The organism is Streptomyces sp. P1-3, assembly GCF_050613155.1.
Classification (GTDB): domain Bacteria; phylum Actinomycetota; class Actinomycetes; order Streptomycetales; family Streptomycetaceae; genus Streptomyces.
In genome coordinates, this window is sequence record NZ_CP192512.1 from 7,647,699 (window position 1) to 7,667,542 (window position 19,844).

General features: G+C 72.0%; 18 protein-coding genes and 1 pseudogene. 11 read left to right on the forward strand and 8 right to left on the reverse strand.

What is annotated here, in order from left to right:
- Positions 1–14: 14 nt before the first annotated feature.
- A complete protein-coding gene (locus ACQUSR_RS32645) occupies positions 15–1,364 on the reverse strand; it encodes an ROK family transcriptional regulator (RefSeq protein WP_431046856.1) in 1,350 nt (449 codons plus the stop codon).
- Positions 1,365–1,707: 343 nt separating this feature from the next.
- Between ACQUSR_RS32645 and ACQUSR_RS32650 the strand changes: the two genes are divergently transcribed.
- From ACQUSR_RS32650 to ACQUSR_RS32675, 6 genes are all read left to right on the forward strand, one after another.
- The gene (locus ACQUSR_RS32650) at positions 1,708–2,994 is read left to right on the forward strand and encodes a DUF418 domain-containing protein (protein ID WP_431046858.1); all 1,287 of its coding nucleotides are present in this window, start codon (positions 1,708–1,710) and stop codon (positions 2,992–2,994) included.
- Between the two features lie 105 nt (positions 2,995–3,099).
- Positions 3,100–3,705 carry a LysE family translocator gene (locus tag ACQUSR_RS32655; RefSeq protein WP_431046860.1) on the forward strand — a complete coding sequence of 202 codons (606 nt, stop codon included), beginning with the start codon at positions 3,100–3,102 and terminating at the stop codon, positions 3,703–3,705.
- A gap of 2 nt (positions 3,706–3,707) precedes the next feature.
- Positions 3,708–4,463 (forward strand): B3/B4 domain-containing protein, encoded by a 756-nt coding sequence (locus ACQUSR_RS32660; RefSeq protein ID WP_431047984.1) that lies wholly within the window; start codon positions 3,708–3,710, stop codon positions 4,461–4,463.
- Positions 4,451–6,097 (forward strand): PLP-dependent aminotransferase family protein, encoded by a 1,647-nt coding sequence (locus ACQUSR_RS32665; protein ID WP_431047986.1) that lies wholly within the window; start codon positions 4,451–4,453, stop codon positions 6,095–6,097. Before ACQUSR_RS32660 ends, ACQUSR_RS32665 begins: the two co-directional genes overlap by 13 nt.
- 169 nt (positions 6,098–6,266) lie before the next feature.
- Positions 6,267–6,815 carry a hypothetical protein gene (locus ACQUSR_RS32670; RefSeq protein ID WP_431046862.1) on the forward strand — a complete coding sequence of 183 codons (549 nt, stop codon included), beginning with the start codon at positions 6,267–6,269 and terminating at the stop codon, positions 6,813–6,815.
- Between the two features lie 100 nt (positions 6,816–6,915).
- On the forward strand, positions 6,916–7,329 hold the full coding sequence (locus ACQUSR_RS32675; protein ID WP_431046864.1) for a PaaI family thioesterase: 414 nt from the start codon (positions 6,916–6,918) through the stop codon (positions 7,327–7,329).
- Between the two features lie 90 nt (positions 7,330–7,419).
- Here ACQUSR_RS32675 and ACQUSR_RS32680 read toward each other — a convergent pair whose 3' ends face one another.
- The 6 genes from ACQUSR_RS32680 to ACQUSR_RS32705 form a co-directional block, all read right to left on the reverse strand.
- Positions 7,420–8,079, reverse strand: coding sequence for a LutC/YkgG family protein (locus ACQUSR_RS32680; RefSeq protein ID WP_431046866.1), 660 nt, complete (start codon positions 8,077–8,079; stop codon positions 7,420–7,422).
- Positions 8,076–9,623 (reverse strand): lactate utilization protein B, encoded by a 1,548-nt coding sequence (locus tag ACQUSR_RS32685; protein WP_431046868.1) that lies wholly within the window; start codon positions 9,621–9,623, stop codon positions 8,076–8,078. The genes ACQUSR_RS32680 and ACQUSR_RS32685 overlap by 4 nt, the downstream gene beginning before the upstream one ends.
- Complete coding sequence (locus ACQUSR_RS32690) at positions 9,620–10,372, reverse strand: (Fe-S)-binding protein (RefSeq protein WP_431046870.1); 753 nt, start codon at positions 10,370–10,372, stop codon at positions 9,620–9,622. The genes ACQUSR_RS32685 and ACQUSR_RS32690 overlap by 4 nt, the downstream gene beginning before the upstream one ends.
- Before the next feature lie 176 nt (positions 10,373–10,548).
- Positions 10,549–11,697 carry an NAD(P)-binding domain-containing protein gene (locus ACQUSR_RS32695; RefSeq protein WP_431046871.1) on the reverse strand — a complete coding sequence of 383 codons (1,149 nt, stop codon included), beginning with the start codon at positions 11,695–11,697 and terminating at the stop codon, positions 10,549–10,551.
- Positions 11,698–11,750: 53 nt separating this feature from the next.
- Positions 11,751–12,962 carry a cytochrome P450 family protein gene (locus ACQUSR_RS32700; protein WP_431046873.1) on the reverse strand — a complete coding sequence of 404 codons (1,212 nt, stop codon included), beginning with the start codon at positions 12,960–12,962 and terminating at the stop codon, positions 11,751–11,753.
- 162 nt (positions 12,963–13,124) lie between these two features.
- Positions 13,125–13,715, reverse strand: coding sequence for a MepB family protein (locus tag ACQUSR_RS32705; RefSeq protein WP_431047988.1), 591 nt, complete (start codon positions 13,713–13,715; stop codon positions 13,125–13,127).
- Positions 13,716–13,818: 103 nt separating this feature from the next.
- On the opposite strand from ACQUSR_RS32705, the gene ACQUSR_RS32710 reads away from it, so the two are divergent.
- From ACQUSR_RS32710 to tpg, 4 genes and pseudogenes are all read left to right on the forward strand, one after another.
- On the forward strand, positions 13,819–14,295 hold the full coding sequence (locus tag ACQUSR_RS32710) for a hypothetical protein (RefSeq protein ID WP_431046875.1): 477 nt from the start codon (positions 13,819–13,821) through the stop codon (positions 14,293–14,295).
- Between the two features lie 54 nt (positions 14,296–14,349).
- Positions 14,350–14,686 (forward strand): annotated as a pseudogene (locus ACQUSR_RS32715) (phosphotransferase family protein); the annotation flags it as partial.
- A 111-nt stretch (positions 14,687–14,797) separates the two neighbouring features.
- On the forward strand, positions 14,798–17,116 hold the full coding sequence (gene tap / locus ACQUSR_RS32720) for a telomere-associated protein Tap (RefSeq protein WP_431046877.1): 2,319 nt from the start codon (positions 14,798–14,800) through the stop codon (positions 17,114–17,116).
- Between the two features lie 10 nt (positions 17,117–17,126).
- Positions 17,127–17,684 (forward strand): telomere-protecting terminal protein Tpg, encoded by a 558-nt coding sequence (tpg, locus tag ACQUSR_RS32725; RefSeq protein ID WP_431046879.1) that lies wholly within the window; start codon positions 17,127–17,129, stop codon positions 17,682–17,684.
- Between the two features lie 152 nt (positions 17,685–17,836).
- Here the strand turns inward: tpg and ACQUSR_RS32730 are convergent, their stop codons facing one another.
- Positions 17,837–18,688 carry a LysR family transcriptional regulator gene (locus tag ACQUSR_RS32730; protein WP_431046881.1) on the reverse strand — a complete coding sequence of 284 codons (852 nt, stop codon included), beginning with the start codon at positions 18,686–18,688 and terminating at the stop codon, positions 17,837–17,839.
- A gap of 95 nt (positions 18,689–18,783) precedes the next feature.
- Here ACQUSR_RS32730 and ACQUSR_RS32735 point away from each other — a divergent pair, with 95 nt between their 5' ends.
- On the forward strand, positions 18,784–19,515 hold the full coding sequence (locus tag ACQUSR_RS32735; protein WP_431046883.1) for an SDR family oxidoreductase: 732 nt from the start codon (positions 18,784–18,786) through the stop codon (positions 19,513–19,515).
- Positions 19,516–19,844: the final 329 nt, after the last annotated feature.

A 19,844-nucleotide genomic window follows, 5' to 3' on the forward strand; every position in this document is an offset into this window, starting at 1 on the left:
CAACCCTTCCGTCGTCACGAGGGTGTGCTGGTGCGGTTCCTTGGTGGAGTGGTGCTGCGGCGCGGCTTCGCCACGGACTTTCCTGCGGACTGTGCTACGGGCCTTCCCGCGGACTGCGTTACCGGTTTCCCCGCGGACTGCGTTGCGGGTTTCCCCACGGACCTTCCTACGGACGCGAGCGAGCCCTCCAGGGCGAAGGTCGCCGCGCCGAGACTCACGGGGTTGGACGGAATCGGGCAGAGCACGATCTCGGCGCTCTCCAGCGGGCGCCGCAGCGCGTGCCGGGCCACCGCCTCGCGCACCTCGGCGAGCAGCGGCTCCCCGAGCTTCGCCGCGACCCAGCTGCTCAGCACGATCACTTCCGGGTTGAGCAGGTTGACCAGGTCGGCGAGGGCCGCCCCGAGATAGCGCGCGGTCTCGCGAACCGCCCGCATCGCCACCGGGTCCCCCTCGGCCAGCCCCCGGGCCAGCGCCTCGATGGTGGCCGTCTGGTCGTCCGGGTGCAGCAGCGGGCTGTGCGGGCTCAGCTCGCCCAGGTTCCGCATGATGCCGGGGGCGCCGACATACGTCTCCACGCAGCCGTGGTTGCCGCAGTGGCACGGCCGCCCGTCCAGGACAAGGGTGGTGTGCCCCCACTCGCCCGCGGAGTTGCTCACGCCGCGGTGCAGCGCCCCGCCCAGCGCGAGACCCGCCCCCACGCCCGTACCGAGGTTGACCACGACCGCGTCGCCGCGGCCGCGCGCCGCGCCGAACCACAGCTCGGCGACCGTGCAGGCGCGCAGCGGATTGTCGAGGTGGAGGGGGTAGGGGATGTGCTCGGCGAGGAGACTCAGCAGCGGCACGTCGTGCCAGTCCCAGTTCGGGGCGAAGACCGACACCCCGCCCTCGCGGTCCACCTGCCCCGGCATGCTGACGCCGACGCCCAGCACCCGGTCGCCGGCGATGCCCGCCGCCTCGCCCGCCTGCTCGACCACGGAGGCCACGGCGGTGGCGATGTGCCCCACGACCTGGACCGGGTCGTTCTCGCCCGGGCGCAACTCCTCGTCCGCGCGGGCCAGTACGGTCAGCGCGAGGTCGAACAGCTCGACGTGGATGTACGTCTCCGCGACGTCCACGCCGATCAGGGCGCCGCCCGCGGCGTTGACGGCCACCAGCCCGCGCGGGCGGCCGCCGTCGGAGTCCTCGTAGCCGACCTCGACGAGCATGCCGAGGTCGATCAGCTCGCCGACGAGGTTGGCGACGGTCGCGAGGCTGAGGCTGGTCGCCGCCGCCAACTCCTGCCGGGAAACGGGCGACGCCGCGATGATGTGGCGCAGCACGCCGTAGCGGTTGGCGGTGCGGATGTCGCGGGACGTCCGCTTCACGGCAGTTCCCCTCCGGTGCACGGCAGTCCCCTCCGGCCCTCGCCTGGGCCCTTCCTCGCTGGCGACGCCGAGGCTATGGCTTCACTCAGGCATTGGACAACCCCTTCGGAAAACCTCTGGAGAAAGCCGACGAGGAGAGCCGCGCCCGGTGCGGCCAGGCCATGCGAGCCCGCGACGGGGCCGCCGTGGGGCTGCCGCGGGGCCTTGGGTCACCGTCCGTACCTCGAGGAGCTGGAACTCCCTCGCACTCCTCGACGAAGGTTGCGTATTCCCAGACGAAAGTCATGCGCTCCTAGCCGGAAGACGGACGCCTGACCGCCGGCCTTCTCCGTAGCGTCGAAGCATGACGGTCGACACCGAACACGGGGCCCACAGGGCCTCGGCCCCAGCGCCGCGCCGTGCGGGCGTACGCCCTGCCGAGCGGGCCCTCGCGCCCGACCTCGCACGCGGGATCATGCTGCTGCTCATCGTGCTGTCCAACACCGCGTTCCACTTGTGGAGGTCCGAGTACGGGCCCTCGGGATGGCAGCCCGTCACCGGGGGATGGCTGGACCACACGGTCCAGTTCACGATGATCACGGTGCTGGACCTGCGGGTCTACCCGCTCTTCGCCTTCCTCTTCGGCTACGGGATGATGCAGCTCTTCCTGCGCCAGACCGCCGCCGGGACCAGCGAACGCGGTGCGGTCAGGATCCTGCGCAGGCGCGGCCTCCTCCTGATCGTCATCGGGCTCGCCCACGCCACTCTCCTCATGGCGGGCGACATCGTCGGCTACTACGGACTGCTGAGCCTCGCCCTCGGCTGGCTCTTCCTGCGACGGAGCGAGCGCGCCCTGAAGTGGTGGATCGCGATCGGCGCCGCGCAAGTGGTGCTCGTGTCCGCGCAGCCGGTCGTGTCAGCGCTGCTCCAGGGGGAGTTGGGGTCGCTGGGGGACGCGGGCGCGGACCCGGGGGCCGAGGCGTACGGGGCGGGCGAGGGGAGTTGGTTCGCGGCGGCCGGGACCCGGCTGGCGACCGGCCTCTTCGTCACCTTCACCGCGGCCCCCTTCTCCCTGATCGGCGGAGGCTACGTCATCTTCCTGCTCGGCTTCTGGGCCGCGCGCCGCCGCGTCCTGGAGGAGCCGGGCCGCCACCTGCCGCTGCTGCGCCGCACGGCGGTCATCGGCATCGCGGTCGGCTGGCTCGGGGCGCTGCCCGCGGCGCTCGCCCATGTCGGGGCGCTGGATGTGCCGGACGACGTACAGAGCGAGTCCGGGGCGCTGACGGTGCTCCGGGAGGTCACGGGGTACGGGGCCGGGCTCGGCTATGTCGCGGTGGTGGCGTTGTTCGCGCATGGGTGGGGCGGACGGGCGGCGCGAAAGAACGCGCAGGCCACAGTGGCCGTGTCGGCCGTGACTGCCATATCCGCCCTGGGCAAACGGTCACTGTCCGGCTATCTCGCCCACTCGCTGCTCTTCGCCCCGCTGCTCGCGGCCTGGGGCCTGGGCATCGGCGCCCATCTGACCAGCGCCACGATGGCCCTGTTCGCGGGCGGGGTGTGGCTGGCGACCGTGGCCGGGGCGTACGCGCTGGAGCGCCGGGGGCGGCGGGGTCCGGTGGAGGTGGTGCTGCGATGGCTGATGTACCGGTAGCGGGCTTCAGCTTTATGGACCAGTCGGACCGGCGCGCTTTGGCTCTGTCCTCCGGACCATGTCCGGGGCAGGGTGAGGAGGTCTTGAACCTTGCGGAGGTCCCCTTTGAGTATCGCGTTCCTGCTGACCACCCTGGTCGTGGTGGTCACCCCCGGCACCGGCGTGGTGTACACCCTCGCCGCCGGACTGTCCCATGGCCGACGGGCGAGCGTGGTCGCCGCGCTCGGCTGCACCCTCGGCGTCGTGCCGCATCTGGTGGCGACGATCACCGGCCTCGCCGCGCTGCTGCACACCAGCGCCGTCGCCTACGAGGTGGTGAAGTACCTCGGTGTCGGTTACCTGCTGTACATGGCGTGGGCGACGCTGCGCGACAAGGAGGCGCTGGCCGTCGAGGGGGAGGCCGAGCCGCGGCCGGCGGCCCGTGTGATCGCCTCCGGGGTGTTGATCAACGTGCTCAACCCGAAGCTCACGATGTTCTTCGTCGCGTTTCTCCCGCAGTTCGTCCCCGCCGGCGAGCCCGGCTCCCTTGGCGCGATGCTTCGGCTCAGCGCTGTCTTCATGGTGCTGACCTTTGTCGTCTTCGCCGCGTACGGGATGTGTGCCGCCGCCATGCGCGACCGCGTGCTGGCCCGGCCGAGGGTGTTGACCGGCATCCGCCGGGTGTTCGCCGCCTGTTTCGTGGGCCTGAGCGCGCGGCTGGCGGTGGCGTGAGCATGCGCTTCCGGCACGCGGATGCCATCTGGTCCGACTACCCCGAACTCGTCGCAGGCGCGCTCCACGCCACCGGCGTCGACCCCGCGGCCGACGTCGGCCCGCGCGTCGCGGAGTACACCGCCCGTGCCGCGGCCCGGCTGGCCGGCGCCACCGAGAGCGCGTTCCCAGAAGTGCTGGCGTGGCGGCGGGCCTTCGCCCGGATGGGGCTCAGGCCGACGCAGTACCGGTGCGCCTCGGAGTCGCTGCTGCGGCGGCTGCGGAAGGAGGGGGCGCTGCCGCGCATCCACCCGGTGGTCGATCTGTGCAACGCGATCTCGGTCGCGTACGCGGTCCCGGTCGCGGTCCTCGACGCCGACCGCATCACCGGCCCTCTGCTCGAGGTGCGCCACGCCCGCGGTGACGAGCACTACACGACCTTCGGCGGCGGCACCGAGCACCCCGCACTCGGCGAGGTGACCTTCGCCGACTCCGCCGGGCGGGCGCACGCCCGCCGCTGGACCAACCGGCAGAGCGGTCACTCCGCGGTCGGCGAGCACACCAGCCGGATACTCGTGGTGGCGGAGGCCATGCACGACGGCGGCGCGGAGGTCGTGCCGGAGCTGCTGAAGACGATCGCCGAGGAACTGGCCGCACACTGGCCGGCCGATCTCGCGGCGGCCGTCCTCACCCCCTCCGCACCGGAGTTCGCCTTCGGCGCCCAGCCCGCGGTCGGCGCGTGGGCGCCGCAGCGGCGCGTGACACCATGGGCCGGGTGAACGAGGGGGAGCGGACGGCGGACGGCACGGCCACCGCGCCGGGGGATGGCCGATCTCCGGCGCGCGGTGGATCCGCGGCGTACGGCGACTCTTCGGCGCGCGACCGGTCCCCGGCGGACGGCGACTCCCCGGCGTGCGGCTCCGACTTCCTGCAGCTTGACGCCGGTGACGCGCCCGCCGGTGGCAAGGCGGACTGGCTGGCACGGCGGCTGCGGCAGGCGATAGCTGACGGCCGACTGGCGGTGGGCGACAGGCTGCCGCCCAGCCGGGTGCTCGCCGCCGAACTGCGCGTCTCCCGCGGGGTGGTCATCGAGGCGTACCGGCGGCTGACCGAGGACGGCCATGTCGAGGGGCGTCGACGCGGCGGCACGGTGGTGGTCGCGGCACCCCCGGTGCCACCGCCGGCTCCCACCGGAACCAGGCCGTCCCGGGACCCGGTCGCGGTCACCGGCGACACGGCCGACCGGGCCGTGCCAGGCGACCGGGCCATGCCGGGTGCGCTGTTCGCCGGCGAACCCGGAGCCGACGTGTTCGACGCGCTGCGCGCCACCCGCGCCCGCGTCGACTTCACCCCCGGCCAGCCCGACCTCGCGGCGTTCCCCCGCGCGGCCTGGCTGCGCGCCGAACGGGCCGTGCTCGCCGAGCTGTCCGCCGAGAACCTGGGCTACGGCGACCCCCGCGGCGCCCCGCGGCTGCGCCGCGCCGTCGCCGGCTGGCTGGCGCGCAGCCGCGGCATCCGGGCCGAGCCGGACGAGGTGCTGATCGTCGCCGGCACCGCGCAGGCTCTCACCCTGCTGCACCCGGTGCTGCGGGGAGACGGCATCGACGGCGTCGCGGTGGAGGACCCCGGCTCGCTCGGCACCCGCCAGCACCTGCGGAACGGAGACCTGGCCACCCCACCGGTGCCGGTCGACGACGCGGGTGTACGCGTCGACGCGCTGCGCGCCACCGGCGCCCGCGCGGTTCTGCTCACGCCCGCCCACCAGTTCCCCACCGGCGTGGTGACCAGCGGCGAGCGCCGCCGCGAGCTGCTGCGATGGGCACAGGACGGCGGGCTGATCGTGGAGGACGACTACGACGCGGAACACCGCTACGACCGGCCGCCGGTGCCGGCGCTGCGTGCATTGCTCGCCGATCGGGTGTGCTACATGGGCAGCGTGTCCAAGCTACTGGCGCCCGCGCTGCGGATCGGCTGGGTGGTGCCGCCGCCCCGCTACCGCCAGGCGCTGACCGACGCGAAACGCTTCACCGACCTGGGCAACGCCGTGCTGCCGCAGCTGGTGCTCGCCCACCTGATGGAGTCCGGCGACCTGGAACGACATCTACGGCTGCTGCGCGGCCGCCACACGCGGCGCCGCGACGCGATGATCGACGCCGTCACCGAACACCTACCGGGCGCGGTCGTGCACGGCGCGGCGGCCGGCCTGCATCTGACTGTCACGTATGCGGCGAAGGTTCCCGACACCGAGCTCGCCGCTGCTGCGCTCGCCCGCGGCGTGAAGTGCCAGCCCCTGTCGTGGCACCGGCAGCTGCCCGGCCGCCCCGGCCTCGTCCTCGGCTACGCGGCCAGCCCGCCCGGCGTCATCGCCGAAGGCATGGCAGCGATTGGCGAGGCGCTGCGCGAGCTGGCCTGACGCCCCCTGGCCCTGGGCGACGGCGCCGATGGCGTGCGACGCCGGGTGCCCGGCCGCGGCCCCCGGCGGCTGCCAGCGGCAATTGGCCCCTCATCGTCCCCCGTTCGGCTTTTATCTTCGTTCTCCCCGGGTGAAATAACGAGAGGGCGGTACAGCAGAGGGGGAGGCCATGACCGTGATCGTCGGGCTCGTACACAACGGGCGGGTGCATCTGGGTGGGGACTCGGCCGGCGTCTGCGGCTACCGCCTCACTGTCCGACGGGATCCGAAGATCTTCCGCAACGGCCCTTACGCCATGGGCTTCACCACCAGCTTCCGTATGGGGCAGTTGCTGCATCACGCGTTCAGGGCACCCAAGCCCAAGGGCGACGTCGACCGGTTCATGTCCACCGTCTTCGTCGACGCACTGCGCACCTGCCTCAAGGACGGTGGCTGGGCGCGCAAGGACTCCGAGCAGGAGCAGGCCGGGACGTTCCTCGTCGGCGTATACGGCCGCCTGTTCGCCGTCCACGACGACTACCAGATAGCCGAGCCCGCCGACGGATACGCCGCCGTCGGGTGCGGGGACGAACTCGCGCTCGGCGCGCTGCACGCCACCGCGGGCCTGGGCCTCAAGCCACGTCAGCGTCTTGCTCTGGCTCTCGCGGCTGCCGGCCACCACAGCGCCGGAGTCTGCGCGCCGTTCAGCTACGTCACCGCGCGAAAGCGCCCCTCCTGATCGGCGGTCTTGGAGGCCACACCGGGGGCACGGAGGTCGCGCACGTGACCGTACGGCGGAGGTCTGGTGCGCGCGTCAGGCGGCGTGAACAATTGCCGCCGTGACGCTCACCACCGAAGACGCGAACAAGGTCCTCGCCGACAACTTCGCCCCCTGGGTGCGGGATCTGGGCCTGACCGTGACGGAGACCGGCGACCGGCATGCCGTCCTACGGATGCCATGGTCGGACCGGCTGGCCCGGGAGGGCGGCGCGATCTCGGGCCAGGCCCTGATGGCCGCCGCCGACACCGCCACCGTCATCGCCGTCTCGGCCGCGCGCGGCGGCTACGGCCCGATGACCACCGTCCAGCAGTCCACGACCTTCCAGCGCCCGGTCACGGACGCGGACGTCCTCATCACGGCGCGGGTGACCAAACTCGGGCGGCGGCTGGCGTTCGCCGACATCACGCTGACCGTCGAGGGCGCGGCGGAACCTGTGGCGCATGCCGGCACCGTGTACGCCTTCCCCGGCTGACCGCCCCCGCAGCCGCTCGTGTGCGGCACAGCCGCCGCGGTGTGCGACGGCCGTCCCCCGGTACGGCCGTCCCCCGGTGCGGTCGGGACGTCACGTCGACGCGCCGTCGACGAGGACGAGGACGACCTCCAGGGTGCGCGGGCCGTGCACGCCCTCCACCCGGTCCAGTTCGATGTCGCTCGTCGCGGACGGACCCGAGATCCACGTCAACGGGCGGGACGGATCCAGGCGTTCGAGGGCCTGCGGCACCGAGTCCACGACCTGGTCCGGCACCCGGACCACGCAGATGTGGTGGTCGGGGACGAGCGTGATGCGGCGGCGGCCCTGGTCCGGGCCCGCGTCGAGGACGACCGTGCCGGTCTCGGCGATGGCGACGGCGCAGCCGGTGACAACGCTGGAGACCGCGTCCAGCTCGTGTGCGGTGTGGTCGGCGGAGTCCGGTACCCGCTCGGCTTCCGCGGCGGACAGCCAGTCGCCGGGCAGGCCGGGCGGCACGAGCACCGACACCGCGCCCCGCTCGGCCAGCAGCCGGGCGATCAGGACCGGCAGCCCCGCGCTGTCCGTACGGTGCACGATCGCGCGGTAGTCGGCGAGATTCCCGGCGAGCAGGTCGACCGTCTCGGAGGTGGCGCGGTCACCGTGGACGCGCAGGTACGCGCGGTCCACCGGCGTCTGCGACGGGGTCTCGGCGCGCGGGACGTCGGCCAGCGCCCGGCGCACACGGGCAAGGACGAGGGCTCGGCTGCTCACTTCGGCTTCTCCTCCGCGTCGGCTTCTCCCCCCGAGTGGCGCTGGGGCGCGCTCGCTTCTCCGCCGCCCGCCGAGTCGCCGCGCGTGCGCTGCCACCAGTCGCGGAACGACTCGGCCGGGACGGCGGGGAGTTCACGGGTGTCGGACCAGGCGCGCCCCGGCCCCGGCAGCCGCCGCGGGTGGAGGCGGCGCGTACGGGCAGCGAGGCGCTGGCCGGCGCGCAGGACGGCCGGGTGGTCCAGCGCCCAGCCCGCGGCGCGCATCGCGGCGCGCTCGGCGGCGTGGCCCTTGGCGGGCTTGACGACGGCGCGGGTACCGCGGACCGACACCGGTCCGCCCTCGACGACGCGCTCACGCAGATGGACCAGGATCTCCGGGATGTCGATGGCCACCGGGCACACCTCGTAGCACGCGCCGCACAGCGAGGACGCGAACGGCAAGGACGCGTCGACCTCGCTCTGCGTTCCGCGCAGCTGCGGGGTGAGGATCGCGCCGATCGGCCCGGGGTAGGCCGAGCCGTACGCGTGCCCGCCCGCCCGCTCGTACACCGGGCAGACGTTGAGACAGGCCGAGCAGCGGATACAGCGCAGAGCCTGGCGGCCGACGGTGTCGGCGAGGGCGTCGGTGCGGCCGTTGTCGAGGAGGACCAGGTGGAAGGCCCGGGGCCCGTCCGCCGTCTTCGAGCCCGTCGTACCCGTCCACATCGAGGTGTACGGGTTCATGCGCTCGGCCGTGGAGGAGCGGGGCAGGAGCTGCAGGAAGACCTCCAGGTCCCGCCAGGTGGGGACCACCTTCTCGATGCCCACGACCGAGATCAGGGTGTCGGGGAGCGTCAGGCACATGCGGCCGTTGCCCTCCGACTCGACGACGACGAGCGTGCCCGTCTCGGCCACCATGAAGTTGGCGCCGGAGACGGCGACCTTCGCGCGGAGGAACTTCTCGCGGAGGTGGAGGCGCGCGGCCTCGGCCAGGTCGGCGGGGACGTCGGTGAGCCCGTCCGGCGCGGGGCGGCCCCAGCGCGCCATCCTCGCGGCGAAGATGTCGCGGATCTCGGCGCGGTTGCGGTGGATCGCCGGAACCAGGATGTGCGACGGGAGGTCCTCGCCGAGCTGCACGATGAGCTCGGCCAGATCCGTCTCGTACGCGGTGATGCCCGCCTCCGCGAGGGCGTCGTTCAGACCGATCTCCTGCGTCGCCATCGACTTGACCTTGACGACGTCGCGCTCGCCGGTGGCCCGTACGAGAGCGGTGACGATCCGGTTCGCCTCGGCCGCGTCCGCCGCCCAGTGGACCTGGCCGCCCGCCGCCGTGACCGCCGCCTCCAGTTGTTCGAGGTAGTGGTCGAGGTGGCGCAGGGTGCGGTCCTTGATCGCGGCTCCGGCGGCGCGCAGCTCCGCCCAGTCGGCGAGCTCGGCGACTGCCGACGCGCGCTTGGCGCGGATGGTGTGCGTGGCGTGGCGCAGATTGGCGCGGAGCCGGGCGTCACGGGTGGCGGAGGCGGCGGCCGCCGGAAAGGCCGGCATGCCCAGATAGGTGCCGCTCACCAGACGTCCCCTTCCGTGCTGGCCAGGATCTGCGCGATGTGGACGGGGCGGACCGCCGAGCCCTGGCGGGCGAGCGTGCCGCCGATGTGCGTCTGGCAGGAGTTGTCGACGGTGCACACGGCCTCGGCTCCCGTGGTGGTGATGGCGCGTGCCTTGTCCGCGCCCATGGCGGCCGACACGGCGGGGTTCTTGACGGCGAACGTGCCCCCGAAGCCGCAGCACTCCTCGGCGCCCGGGAGCTCCCGCAGCGTCAGCCCGCCGACCGCTTCGAGGAGCCTGCGCGGCCGGTCCCCGAGGCCCAGCGCCCGCAGGCCGTGGCAGGTGGGGTGGTACGTGACGGTGTGCGGGTAGTACGCGCCGACATCGGTGGTCCCCAGCACGTCGACCAGGAACTCCGTGAGCTCGTACGTCCGGGGGACGACGCTCGCCGCGATCTCGGCGAGCTCGGTGCCGCGCCCCTCGGCGGCGGCCTTCGCGCCGATGCGCGGGTAGTGGTCGCGCACCATGGCGGCGCAGGAACCGGACGGCGTGACGATGTGGTCGTAGCCGCGGAACGCGGCGGCGTAGCGGCGCACCAGGGGTTCGGTCAGGTGGCGGTAGCCGGTGTTGAACTGCGGCTGGCCGCAGCAGGTCTGAGCGGCGGGGAAGTCCACCTCGACCCCCAGGCGCTCCAGCAGGGTGACGACCGCCCGCCCCGTGTCGGGGTACAGCGTGTCGTTCACACACGTCACGAAGAGCGCGACGCGCATACGGCCTCCTCCCACGGTTCACGATCACGGTCCGCGATCACGGTTCACGATCACCCGAGGGCTCATACTGCCGCAGAGGCTGAGTGCCGGTCAGCGGAGTCCGGATCTTCGCCGAGGCGGTGGAGGAGCACGGGCACCGGCGGATCGTGCCGCGGCCGGACCTTGTGGTGCGCGGGTCAACGCCGGTGTGAGAGCGCGGGTGCCGGGTGGGTGACGGGGCCGCGGCCCGAGCCGGGGCCGGTGCCGAGGAGTGCGTTGATGTCGCGTACGGCCGCGCGCCCGGCGCGGTTGGCTCCGACCGTGCTGGCCGACGGCCCGTATCCGACCAGGTGGACGCGGGGGTCCCGGACCGCTCTGGTGCCCTCGACGGCGATGCCGCCGCCCGGTTCGCGCAGCCGCAGCGGCGCGAGGTGGTCGATGGCGGGGCGGAATCCGGTGGCCCAGAGGATCACGTCGGCGTCGAGGGCAAGCCCATCGGCCCACGTGACCCCGGTCGGGGTGATCCGCTCGAACATCGGCCACCGGTCGAGGACCCCGGCCGCGCGGGCGCGTTCCATCGCCTCCGTCATCGGCAGCCCGGTCACGGAGACGACGCTCTGCGGCGGCAGCCCGCGCCGTACCCGCTCCTCGACCAGTGCCACGGCGGCCCGCCCCTGCTCCTGGCCGAACGGCCCCGCGCGGAAGACCGGCGGCCGGCGTGTCACCCAGGTCGTCTCCGCCGCGACCTCGGCGACCTCCAGCAGGTGCTGCACCCCGGAGGTCCCGCCCCCGACGACGATCACCCGCTGACCGGCGAACTCCTCAGGTCCCGGGTATCGCGCGGTGTGCACCTGCCGCCCGCGGAAGCTCCGCTGCCCGGGGTAGCGGGGCCAAAAAGGCCGGTCCCACGTCCCGGTGGCGTTGATCAGCGCGCGCGCCGCCCATGCTCCGGCGCCGGAGGTCTCGACGAGCAGCCGCCCGCCGCCGTTGGCTCCGTCGTCGACGGGGCGTACGGCGGTGACGTCGACCGGGCGCCGCACGCGAAGACCGAAGGCGCGCTCGTAGCGTTCGAAGTAGGCGCCGATCACCTCCGACGAGGGGCGGGCCTCATCGGCACCGGCCAGCGGCATCCCCGGGAGGTCGTACATGCCGTGCACCTTGCCGTACGTCAGCGACGGCCACCGGAACTGCCAGGCCCCGCCCGGCGCGGGCGAGTGGTCGAGCACCACGAAGCCCGTCCCCGGCTCGTACCCCGCCCGCCGCAGGTGGTAGCCACTGGACAGCCCCGCCTGCCCGGCCCCCACGACCACGACGTCCACCTCGCGCACCGCGACCATTTCGTTCACGCTTCTACTAACTGTGGGGGTGGGGCAGATCTTCCCGAAGGCGTGTCATCGGCTCATGCCGTAGGGGGCCCGACGGTGATCGGGAGTTCTTTGAGGGCGTGGGACCTGAAGGAGGCCCGCCACCGGAGGCTCCCGGCCGGGAGCGCGAGGTCGATCCGGGGGAAGCGCCGCAGCAGGGTGCCGAGCGCGATCTGGATCTCCAGGCGCGCGAGCGGCGCCCCGAGGCAGTAGTGCAGGCCGTGGCCGAGCGTGAGGTGCTGCTTGTCCTCGCGGTGGATGTCGAACGAGTCCGGGTCGGGGTAGCGGTCCGGGTCGCGGTTGGCCGAGGCGATGCCCAGCATGACGGTGTCGCCGGCCGGTATCCGTACACCGCCGATGGCGATGTCCTCCGTGGGGAAGCGGCGTATGGCCCACTGGTTGGGATGGGTGCAGCGCAGCATCTCCTCGACCGCGGTGGCGAGGAGGCCGGGGTCGCCGCGGAGCGCGGCGAGCTGGCGGGGGTGGCGGAGGAGGGTGAGGAGGCCGTTGCTGATGACGTGCTGGGTGTTCTCGGTGCCGGCGAGCAGGATGAGGAAGGCGAGGGAGACGAGTTCGTCCTCGCTCAGCCGGTCACCCTCGTCGCGGGCCGCGATCATCGCCGAGAGGAGGTCATCGCACGGGGCGCCCCGCCGAGTGGCGATGAGTTCCAGGAGGAACCGGTGGATCCGGTCGACGGACTCCGCGACCTGTCCCGGGCACTCGGGATCGAACATCGAACCCACCCAGGCGGAGAACGCGCGTCGGCTGTGTTCGGGCACGCCGATCAGCTCACCGATGACGATCAACGGCAAGGGGTTTGCGTAGTGCTCGACGAGGTCGGCCGTGCGCTGGGCGGCGAGACCGTCGGCGAGGCGGTCGGCTGCCGCCTGCACGCGCTCTCGCAGGTCTTCCACACGGCGTGGGGTGAAGGCCTGGGACACCAGGCGGCGCAGGCGCAGGTGGTCGGCCGGGTCGATGTTGAGCAGGTTGGCGTCCAGCGCCGGTGGCAGGGAGAAGCCCTGGTACCCGCGGCGGGCATGGGCCTTGTTGACCGACAGGCGGGGGTCGGTCAGCCACGTGCGGACATCCTCCTCCCGGGTCACCAGCCATACGGGTGAGCCGTCCGGGGTCGCGGCATGGTGAACGGGGCCCGCCTGCCGCAACTGGGCGTACACCGGGTACGGGTCGGTGAAGAACGCGTCATCGAAGGGCGCGGGCAGCGTGCCGGCGGGGCTCGGTTGGCTCATCTCGTCTCCTCGGTCGGGGAACGGAGGCTCGCTTCGTGCCCCCACTGCACGGCCTTCTCGGCGCGTTCGGAGCCCGATCGCCCGGCGTTGCCCGCTGTTCCCACCGACGGCCTCAGCTCGCGCGATCGCCCGCGCGAGGCATCTGCCTGCGGTCGAGCAACGTCATCGGTGCCCGTGGGGGTGATAGAGCGCGTGGGCGCGGGGAATGTCGATGGGCTCGTCTTCGGGCAGATGGAGGAAGTGTTTCACCTGCCAGGCCTGTGTGCTGCGGGCTTGGCGGTTGGTGGTTGTCACCCACGGCGGATAGACGCGGAACGCCCGTTTCCCGCCGGAACCGTTCGTTGACACGATGTCGCGTTCACGGAGCACGTCTCGCGGGAACACGAACTGCCCGAACCGTTCGCCCTCGCGGGTACTGATGACGAAGAGATCAACGGGATCTTCAGCGTCGAAGGGCCGGATCGGCCCGCTCGCGGACCTCTTCCACACCGTGACGAACTGGCCGACCTTCGTCGGGGTCGTCTTGGCCACGCGGAACCTGACCGAGAGGCCGTCCAGCGTGAACTCGCATGCCCCGTACTCGGCACTCTCCGCTTCGGGTACCGGCTGTGAGCACGTGAACCCACCCGGGTCATACGCCAGCGCCTTCGCCCTCAGCAGGTCACCGGGGATCCCCGGCTCGCGTGGCCAAGGCCCAGGATCGCGGGCGCCAGGATCACGGGAGCCGAATTCCGAAGGGACTTCACGTTCCATCGCCATTCCCGCATCCTGCCAGATATCGAACGCGTGAACGAATCCAGCTCGCTGGACCAGCCCACCGCATCTGCGAGTCTCCACAGATCGAGAGCACGGGACGATGATCGCCATGGCAGGTCAGCTCTGGGTGTCACTCATATCGCTGGGCGGCGTTGTCCTCGGCGGCATGCTGTCCTACCTCGTCCAGCACAGGACTCAACGGTCAGCCGAACGTGCTGAGCAGCAACGGCAGCAGATCGCCCTGTCAGAGACCCGGCGCACGGAACGGCTGGCGCTGCTGGAGCGGTTCATCGAGGTATCGGCAGAGGTGGAACGCTGCGCGTACACACGGCCTTCCGAGTGGGAGGACACCGATGCCTGGTACCTCACGAGCCGGGACGTCATGTACCGGCTATGGGTCGCGGATCGGCTCATCCGCATCCAGTTTCCCGAGCCCGTGCATGACGCGGCACACGCGCACTTCCTCGATCTCAACCGGACGGTGTGGCACGGCTTGCCCGACGGTGAGAGTGTGCGGGACTACCTGGAGGACCACCGGCTGGCGTTTCTCGACGCGGCCCGAGCGGTCATGGGATAGCCCGCTGCCGGTGTCCCGGCGCAGGCGCGAGATCGCTGCGTCCTCTCGGGGTGACGCGCCGTGGACGTGATCCGTCGCCCACCCCCCGCCTACCGGCCTTGTTCCCTGCACAGCGACTTCCACCCCGGCAATGTGCTCTTCACGGGGCACGGAGCAGATCTGGCGGTCACAGGTGTCGTGGACTGGGTGGAGACGTCCTGGGGGCCGGCCGACCTGGACGTGGCCCACTGCTCAACCGCGCTTGCTCTGCTGCACGGAGTGCACGCCGGCATGCGGCTGGCGGACCACTACGGTCGTGGCCGGAGGGACGCTCGGCGACGACCCGACGGCCCACCTGTACTGGCGTGTACTGGATGCGTTGGCCTTCGCGCCAGACGCGGAGAAGGTCGCCGGGCACTCAGCGCCGTACTGGACGGCGTCAGCATGGAAGGTACGCAAGGGGTACGCGAGAAGTACGCGAGAGTTGCGTCTCGGGTGATAGTGTGGCACCCGGAGGTGCTTCATGTCCGATCGCATCGCCGCGATCAACGCCCTGATTGCGAGCCAGCCGTTCCTGCCGGTCCCCGCTGAGCGGGAGCGGTTGCGCAAGGCGCACGGCCTGACTCAGGAGCAGGTCGCCGAGGCTCTCGGCGTGCGCAAGGCGACACTGGTGAGCTGGGAGAAGGGGAAGACGGAACCGCGTCCGCCGCAGCGCAACGACTACGCCCACCTCCTGAGCGAGCTGGCCAAGCTCTACCCGGCCGACCCGGCCGAGGCCGCGAAGGTCACGGCACCCCCGGTCTCCGCGCCGGAGGCCCTCGTCCGGCCGGCCGCGCCCACACCCCCGCGAGCTGCCGAGCCGTCACAAGCGCGGGCAGTATCGACGTCCACGTCGACATCCACGGGTCCGGACCCGCAGGCCACGGCCATGAGCGGTGATCGCAGCGCCCCGCGAGGCCCCGCCTCCACTGCGTCTCGTCCGGCGTACACGACTCGTCCGGCGTACACGACCGGGCCGTCGTCGTCGCGGCGTCCGGACGCGAAGAAGGCAGCCCCGGAGAAGGCCGCCCCCGAGAAGGTCGCCCCGAAGAAAGCCACCGCACCGGCCGTCGTCGACCCGCGGTTCGAGAACGGGCCGCTCGCCGTCGTCGACGTCGAAGACCGACAGGTGTCGGCGTACTGCGTCGGCGGCTTGGTCCTGGACGTGCCCGCCAAGTCCATCCCGGCCCTGGTCGACTGGACACTGTCCGAGGCGAAGCTCGGCGCGCCACGGCTGAACGGCTCGGGGAAGGACGCCGACCCGCTGATCGTGCTCACCGAGGCCGCATGTGAACGCTACGGGCTGCCGATCCGACTCTCCCCCGAGGAGCGCCTGGCCGGCCGGCTACCGGAGGGCCACAAGGCCATCAAGCAGCTGGAGCGGGCGGACTGGCGGCTCACGAAGCGCGGGTTCGGGCCGTGGGCGCGGATCTACCGCCCGGCCGAGGGTGGCAAGCGCAATTGCGTCCAACTGTGCGTCCCCTCCTGGGACGCCCTCGATGCCCGGCACTGGGACGGCGCCGCGCAGCTGCCGCCGGCGGAACTCGCCAGGCTCCTGGGCATCTACGCGCAGCGGGTGATGACCCCGCGCGGCTCCACCGCGGTGACCGGCCTGGAGCTGATGACCGCCCTGCACCCGCCGACGCGGGCCGGCGAGCCGGACGCGAGCGGCAAGCGGCACAGCGAGCACAACCCCGGCTCCCTCGGCACCCAGCCCGTGGACTGCGCGCCGTGCGAGGCCCCCGACGGGCATCCGCTGCTCGCCGACCTTCCGCGTTTCCACCAGCGGGGCCCGGCCGAGATGCTGTTCGAGGAGGCGTACGACTGGGCGCGGCCGCTCACCGATGCCGAGTGCCTTCAGCACTGCCTGGTCGGGATCGACGTGAACCTCGCCTTCGGCGCGGCCGCCAACGGCGCCGTACTCGGCCTCGGCGCCCCGGTCCACTCCAAGAACCCCGTCTTCGACCCGAAGCTGCCCGGCAGCTGGCTGGTCGACCTCTCCCATGTGGACCTGTCCCGCGTGCTGGTCGGCAAGGAGTGGAAGCGGCTCGAAGGAGAGCTGCTGCCCAGCCCGTTCACGCCGAAGGGCGACCGGCCGACCGGCCCGGCCTGGTACACGACACCGACCGTCGCGTACGCGGTGGAGCTCGGCTACGAGGTCGCCCCGATCGAGGCGTGGGTGCGGCCGGAGAACGGCCGCTACCTGGACGGTTGGTACAAGCGGCTCCGTGACGCGTACGTCGGCACGATGGCCGACCTGGGCGTGCCGGAGGGGCTGGAGCCGCAGGAGTTCCTGGCGGCGATGGACGGCTACAAGCGGCGCGATCCGCAGCTGGCGACGGTGCTGGCGGCGATCAAGGCGACCGCGAAGGGCGGCATCGGCAAACTGAGGGAGCGTCCACGCGGCGGTGGGTGGCGTCCCGGCCGGCCGTGGCCGGCCCTCGCCCGGCCGACGTGGCGACCGGACATCCGCGCGACCGTGATCTCCCGGGCTCGGATCAACATGCACCGCAAGATGGTTGCCCTCGCGGCGGCGACGGGCCGGTATCCGGTGGCGATCCTGTCGGACTGCGCCGTGTACGCCGCCGACGGGCCGAGCCCGCTGGACGTCCTGCCCTACACCGAGGACGGTAAGACGGTGCCCGGCTCGTTCCGGCTCGGCGTCTCGCCGGGGATGGTCAAGCACGAGGGCACCCAGACCCCCCTGTGGGCCGAGGGCGTCCGCGACGAACACGGCCAGGACCTCAACCTTGCTCGCTACATCAAGGACGGCCAGGTCACCGCCAAGGACGACGGAGAGTAGGAGCCAGCCGATGGTCACGGTCGGGGAAGGCCTCGACAAGGCGGTGCAGGCGGCGTTCACCCGCCCCGTCCCCAAGAGCGCGGGCGCGCAGATGCGCTACCTGGTCAAGCAGTACAAGGGCAGCACCAAGCAGGTCGCCGAACTGCTCGGCATCACCCAGCGCACCGTCGAGCGGTACGTGAAGGACCAGATCAAAAGGCCCCGCAAGGACCTCGCCGCGCGCATGGAGCGCGAGGTGAAGAAGAGGTGGCAGCCGCAGATCCGTGCGAAGGCCAGGAAAGCCGCGGCCACCACCGGCGGGATCGTCATCGACACCCGAGCCCGATTCGGATACACCGCCGCACCAGGCAGCACCGACGACGCACGACTGCGCCACCTCACCCAGGCGCTGCCGCCCGTGTACGCGGCACGCCTCTTCGAGGCCCAGGAGCAAGGCGCCACCGAGCGGCAGCTGCGCGACATCGCCGCCGAGGGCCTCCAGGAGATCTACTTCAAGGACCGCGGGCGCCGGGCGGCGGGCCTGCTGGTGGAGTTCACCGACGTGGACTACATCGACTTCGAGCTCTGACCCATGCCCATGACTCCTGTGGCGAGTGAGCAGTTCTGAGCCGAAGCACGATAGTTGTCACCGAGGCAGACGTGTTGTCACCAGGGACGCCGGACGGGCGCGCAGAACTGAGCCGGGCCACGAAAGGTGGAACCTGGCCAGGCATGGTGGAACTACTGGAGACGTGTCGCAGTCCGGACTAGGTCGGCGACGGCTCTGGACCGGCTGTGCGGTGGCCAGGCGATCACGGTGGTGACTTTCGGCGCGTCCAGCACGGGCACGGCGGAGAGGTCACCGGGCAGTTGGGCTCGGCACGACTCCGGTGAGACCGCGCAGGCCCGGCCGAGCGCGACGAGCTGCAACAACTGCGCGTGGTCGCGGACCTGCGGGCCGGGGCCGGGCGGGTAGGTGCCGTTGGGGTCGGGCCAGCGTGGCAGGGGCAGGCCCGGCAGCCCGGTGATGTCGGCCATGTGCACATGGGCCCGGACAGTGAGCGGATGCCCGGCCGGCAGGACCACAACCTGGCCCTCCGTGCTGAGTTCTTCGGTGTGGAACCCGGCCGTCGAGTCGAACGGACGGTGCAGCAGCGCCACGTCGGCCCGGCCCTCGCGCAGGAGTCGTTCCTGCTCGGCCGGGCCGCACAGGATGACGTCGATGAGGACCGCGCCGGGTTCGGCGGCGTACGCGTCGAGCAGTTTCGCCAGCAGTTCTCTGGACGCGCTGGCTTTCGTCACCAGGACCAGGCCGGGTCGGCCGGTCGCGGAAAGTGCGGCGCGGCGGGTCCGGCGCTCGGCGGCGTCGACCGCGTCGAGGGCGGCCCGGCCCTCGGCCAGCAGCACCGAGCCGGCCTCGGTCAGGGTGACGGTGCGGCTGGTCCGATCCAGCAGTACTGCCCCGAGCCGGCGTTCGAGCTGCTGGATCGCCCGTGACAGAGGCGGTTGTGCGATCCCGAGCCGCTGCGCGGCGCGCCCGAAGTGCAGCTCTTCAGCGACAGCGACGAAGTAGCGCAGTTCCCGGGTCTCCATCCGGCCACGCTACTCCGGATCCATACCCTGACGGTATCGTTGCCCACCCTATCGGTCTTGGACCCCCGCCTGGGTCCGAGGGCAGCATGGTCCCTATGAGTGAACGAACGATTGCGCTGGTCACCGGCGCGAACAAGGGAATCGGCTACGAGATCGCCGCGGGCCTGGGCGCCCTCGGCTGGAGCGTCGGCGTCGGCGCCCGCGACGAGCAGCGCCGTAAGGCCGCGGTGGAGAGACTGCGCGCGGCCGGCGTCGACGCGTTCGGCGTACCTCTGGACGTGACCGACGACGCGAGCGCGACCGCCGCCGCACGGCTGATCGAGGAACAGGCCGGGCGCCTCGATGTGCTCGTCAACAACGCCGGCATCGCCGGCGGCGCGCCGCAGGAGCCCACCCGGGTCGATCCCGCCACCATCCGGACGGTCGTGGAGACCAACGTGATCGGCGTCATCCGCGTCACCAACGCGATGATGCCGCTGCTACGCCGCTCTGCCTCACCGCGGATCGTGAACATGTCCAGCAGCGTCGGCTCCCTCACCCGGCAGTCAGGAACCGCCGCTGAGCAGACGACGGGTCCGATCGCCGTGGCGTACGCGCCGTCGAAGACGTTCCTGAACGCCGTCACCCTCCAGTACGCCCGGGAGTTGGCCGGCACGAACATCCTGATCAACGCCGGCTGCCCCGGCTACGTCGCGACCGACCTCAACGGCTTCCGCGGCGTGCGCACCCCCGAACAGGGCGCGGCGATCGCCATCAAACTCGCGACCCTGCCCGACGACGGCCCGACCGGCCAGTTCTTCGCAGACACCGGCGAAGTGCCCTGGTGATGTGCACGGGGGTCATCACCCGCCAGGTGAGGCGGCTTCGCCCGCGCGTGAATGGCAATTCACCGCAGGTTGCAAGCAGCATGACCATTTGGTGCCAATAATCGTGACCCGGGGACCCTCGGACCCGCCGCGCAGATCAGACGACCGGTGGAGCGAGGGCGCCGGTGACACCCAAGGTGCTTCGCGCGACATTGGTGACAAGTAGCGCGCCGACCTGGTGACAACCACCGTGCATTGCTCCACCGGAGCCGCAGGTCAGCGGGCGCCGCTGGTGACAACTATCGTGCTTCGGCTCAAGTTCACCTAGCGGGAGTCGGGTAGCGCGCTCT